Below are 683 nucleotides of genomic sequence, written 5' to 3'. Positions count from 1 at the left end.
CGATTTTCCGTTGAAGCTGAAAGATAGAAAATTGCAATGAATTTCCGTAGGAAATTCAGCCGCAATTGAATTTATACATTGTTGTAAATAGTTATTTTTTCAATTCAAATGTTTTTCCATTCCAAGAATACGTTTTTAAAATTTCAATGGATTCAACTATGTAATTTTTACTCAGATTCGATTTTGTCAATAAAATCTGATTTTTGATTCCAAACTTTTGATTTGGAAATCTGTATTCAGTTATAGGTGTTGGTCCATCACAATGAAGATATTCTGATTCAGGAAGTTCTATTAATTTTCCTTCTTTTGTTTTTAGTAAATAAGTCGAATAATAGTTGGTACAGCACGCATCATATCCAGATTTCAAACGTATTATTTGTTCGACATTTGTCAAATTATCAATATTTAAAATCTCAATTGTAGTTCCACTATAAAATTCCAATTCAGATATTTTTATTTCATACAGAGTTTCGCCGTTATTGTTTTTTAAAAAAACAGAAATTGGTTCAGGTGAGTTTTCAGATGGGAAATTTTTCCAATACCTTTCTATAGTTAGTGAGTCAATTTCAGTTAAATAATATTGTTCCGATTTTATAAAATCTTTTGATTCTTGACTAAAAGAGTTCAAGAATGTCATTAAAATTATTATAAGGAATGAGTATTTCATAATTATTTACAACGGT

The 683-nt window shown here is 27.2% G+C and carries 1 protein-coding gene; it reads right to left on the bottom strand.

What is annotated here, in order from left to right; translation table 11 throughout:
• Nucleotides 1–91: 91 nt before the first annotated feature.
• Entirely contained in the window at nucleotides 92–667 is a 576-nt protein-coding gene (locus tag WA340_RS12810) for a hypothetical protein (RefSeq protein WP_336129375.1), read from the bottom strand.
• Nucleotides 668–683 lie beyond the last annotated feature (16 nt).

The sequence above is a fragment of the Mesoflavibacter sp. CH_XMU1422-2 genome (assembly GCF_037029245.1).
GTDB lineage: Bacteria > Bacteroidota > Bacteroidia > Flavobacteriales > Flavobacteriaceae > Mesoflavibacter > Mesoflavibacter zeaxanthinifaciens.
Note: the sequence above shows the minus strand (reverse complement) of the source record. Positions and strands in the feature narration are given on the sequence as shown.

Coding starts and splice junctions, on each gene's coding strand:
- WA340_RS12810 (WP_336129375.1), bottom strand. CDS start 667: ATGAAATACTCATTCCTTATAATAATTTTAATGACATTCTTGAACTCT.